This is a genomic window from Sphingomonas sp. (assembly GCF_039595165.1).
Taxonomy (GTDB): domain Bacteria; phylum Pseudomonadota; class Alphaproteobacteria; order Sphingomonadales; family Sphingomonadaceae; genus Sphingomonas.
In genome coordinates this window covers 1-3,597 of the sequence record NZ_JBCNMA010000197.1, presented here as the reverse complement: position 1 = coordinate 3,597, position 3,597 = coordinate 1, and the positions used below count along the sequence as shown (strand labels likewise).

The window sequence follows — 3,597 nt, the reverse complement described above, 5'->3', positions numbered from 1 at the left end:
ACAACATCTCCGACTGGCGCGACGGCCCCGCGCCCGAGCCCCAGGCGACGCGCACGACCGACACGCCGGCGCAGACTCCGGTGGTTTCCGGACCGATCGACCCGGTCGGACAACGCTGAAAAGGTTGACAGACACGTGTCAAATCCGACAGGTGACGTGTCTGCTATCCCTAACGCGGGGTTGACGAATGGGGGACATCAGTAACGAGCCGTCGATGGAGGACATTTTGTCCTCGATCAAACGGATCATCGCCGAGGAAGGCGAGGCGGCGGCAAGCCGTCCGCGCCGTACGCCGCGCGCCCCTGCGCCCGTGCCGGCGGCTGACGAGGACGAGATCCTCGAGCTCAGCGATCCCGTCGTCGAGGAGCCGGAAGCCCCGCCCGCGGCCGAATCGTCCGCGTCCGCTCCAGTGACCGCCGCCGCGCCGCCGGCCGAGCCGATCCTCTCCGCGACCGCCGCCGAGGCGACTCGCGGCCCGCTCGAGGCGCTCTCGCGCCTGATCGTGAAGCCCGACATCCCCGGCAGCGACACGCTCGAAGGCGTCGTGCGCGAGATGCTTCGCCCGATGCTGCGCGAATGGCTCGACGCCAACCTTCCGCGCATGGTCGAGGAAATGGTGCAGCGCGAGATCGCACGGATCACCGCGGCCCGCGACTGACTTGCCATCCGCCAAGCGCCCGTTAAGGCGCTTGGCCTATGAGCGAGCTTCCGAAGACTTTCGACCCGGCTGAAATCGAATCGCGCTGGTACGCGCATTGGGAGGCGAACGGCCTGTTCCGGCCGGATCGCCCCGGCGCCGAGCCCTGGACGATCGTCAACCCGCCGCCCAACGTCACCGGTTCGCTCCATATCGGGCACGCGCTCGACAACACGCTGCAGGACATCCTCGTCCGTCACGCCCGCCTCAAGGGCAAGGACGCGCGCTGGGTGGTCGGCATGGACCATGCCGGCATCGCCACGCAAATGGTGGTCGAGCGCCAGCTCGCCGAACGGCAGGACAAGCGCACCAACTATTCGCGCGAGGCGTTCGTCGATCTCGTGTGGAAGTGGAAGGCGGAGAGCGGCGGGGCGATCACCGGCCAGCTCCGCCGCCTCGGCTGCTCGATGGACTGGTCCGACGAGCGCTTCACCATGGACGAAGGCTTCTCGAAGGCCGTGCTCAAGGTGTTTGTCGAGCTGCACAAGCAGGGGCTGCTCTACCGCGACAAGCGGCTGGTGAACTGGGACCCGGGCCTTGGCACCGCGATCAGCGACCTCGAGGTCGAGACCAAGGAGGTTGCGGGCAAGTTCTGGCACCTGCGCTATCCGCTTGCCGATGGTTCGGGCTTCATCCATGTCGCGACCACCCGGCCCGAGACGATGCTCGCCGACATGGCGGTCGCGGTGCATCCCGAGGACGAACGCTACAAGGCGCTGGTCGGCCGGCAGGTGAAGTTGCCGATCACCGGCCGCCTGATCCCGATCGTCGCCGACGAGCATGCCGATCCGGAGCTCGGCTCGGGCGCGGTCAAGATCACGCCGGGGCATGATTTCAACGACTTCGAGGTCGGCCGCCGCGCCGGGATCGAGGCGCGCGACATGCTCAACATGCTCGACGCCAAGGCGGCGGTGACTCAGACGGCGGACGGGCTGATCCCGGACGAGCTGATCGGGCTCGACCGGTTCGTCGCGCGCGAGAAGGTGGTCGAGCGGCTCAAGGCCGAGGGCTTCCTCGTCCCCCATGTCGACAAGGACGGCGCCGAGCACGACGCCGAGCCGCGGAAGATCCAGACCCCGTTCGGCGACCGCTCGAACGCGGTGATCGAGCCGTGGCTGACCGACCAATGGTATGTCGACGCCGCGACGCTGGCCAAGCCGGCGATCGAGGCGGTCCGCTCGGGCGCGACCAAGGTCGTGCCGAAGTCGTGGGAAAAGACCTATTTTAACTGGATGGAGAACATCCAGCCGTGGTGCGTCAGCCGCCAGCTGTGGTGGGGCCACCGCATCCCGGCCTGGTATGCCGAGGATGGCCGCATCTTCGTCGCCGAGACCGAGGAAGAGGCGCAGGCGCAGGCGGGGCAGGGCGTTGCGCTCAAGCGCGACGAGGATGTGCTCGACACCTGGTTCTCCTCCGCGCTGTGGCCGTTCGCGACGATGGGCTGGCCCGACGAGACCGACCCGACGCTCGGCGGCCGCTATCCCAACGACGTGCTGATCTCCGGCTTCGACATCCTGTTCTTCTGGGATGCGCGGATGATGATGCAGGGTTTGCACTTCATGAAAGAAGTGCCGTTCAAGACACTGTATCTCCACGGACTTGTTCGCGCCGCGGACGGGCAGAAAATGTCCAAGTCCAAGGGCAATGTCGTCGATCCGCTCGGCCTGATCGACCAGTACGGCGCCGATGCGCTGCGCTTCTTCATGGCGGCGATGGAGAGCCAGGGCCGCGACGTGAAGATGGATGAGAAGCGCGTCGAGGGCTATCGCAACTTCGCGACCAAGCTGTGGAACGCGGCGCGCTTCGCCCAGTCCAACGGGATCAAGGCGAGCGAGCAGATCGAGCCGCCCTCCGCGACCCTCGCGGTCAACAAGTGGATCATCGCGGAGACGGTGGCGACGGTGCAGGCGATGGACCTCGCCTTCGCCGACTATCGCTTCGACGAGGCGGCCAACGCGATCTATCAGTTCGTGTGGAGCCGCTTCTGCGACTGGTATCTCGAGCTGATCAAGCCGGTACTCCAGACCGAGGGCGCCGAGGGTGCCGAAGAGACGCGGCTGGTGGCGGGATGGGTGCTCGACCAGATTCTCGTCCTGCTCCACCCGTTCATGCCGTTCATCACCGAAGAGCTGTGGTCCAAGCTCGGCGACCGGCCCGATTATCCGCTGATCACCGCGAAATGGCCGATGGCGGATGCCCGCGCGCTCGATCCGGAGGCGGTGAAGGAGATCGACTGGCTGATCCGGCTGGTGAGCGAACTGCGCGCCGCGCGCACCGAGCTCAACGTGCCCCCGGGGGCGCGCCTGCCGCTGTTCGTGCGCGACGCCCATGCCGACACCGCCGCGCGCCTCGCGCGGCAGGAGCCCGTGCTTGGTCGCCTAGCCCGCGTCGACCGCGCCGAGGGCGACATGCCGGCAGGCGGTGCGCTGCAGATCGTGGTGGACGAGGCGACCTTCGTCCTCCCGCTCGAAGGCGTGGTCGACCTCGACGCCGAGCGCGCCCGACTGACCAAAGCGATCGCCGCGGCGGAGAAGGAGCGCGACAGTCTGAATGCGCGCCTCTCGAACCCCGCTTTCGCCGAAAAGGCCAAGCCTGAGGCGGTCGAGAAGGCGCGCGCGGACCACGCCGAGAAATCGGCCGAGGCGGCACGCCTCCAGGCCGCACTCGGCCGGCTGGGGTGAACCGACACCCTCTCCGTCACCCCGGCCTCGTGCCGGGGTCCGCCGCGCGGCGCGGCGTGGGGCATGGGGCTCACGCTCCGCGCTCGCCGCACGGTGGATGCCGGAACAAGTCCGGCATGACCGCGTAGGGACGCGATGCCTCCGCCCGCTACCCGCCACGACCTGACTCAGGGACCGATCGGCCGCACCCTGCTGCTGTTCGCGTTGCCGACGCTCGGC

General features: G+C 68.0%; 2 protein-coding genes. Both read left to right on the top strand.

Annotated elements, in window-relative coordinates:
* Positions 1-187 precede the first annotated feature (187 nt).
* A complete protein-coding gene (locus ABDV68_RS18630) occupies positions 188-658 on the top strand; it encodes a DUF2497 domain-containing protein (RefSeq protein ID WP_343521588.1) in 471 nt (156 codons plus the stop codon).
* 38 nt (positions 659-696) lie between these two features.
* The gene (locus tag ABDV68_RS18625) at positions 697-3,378 is read left to right on the top strand and encodes a valine--tRNA ligase (RefSeq protein ID WP_343521587.1); all 2,682 of its coding nucleotides are present in this window, start codon (positions 697-699) and stop codon (positions 3,376-3,378) included.
* The last annotated feature ends 219 nt before the right edge of the window (positions 3,379-3,597 follow it).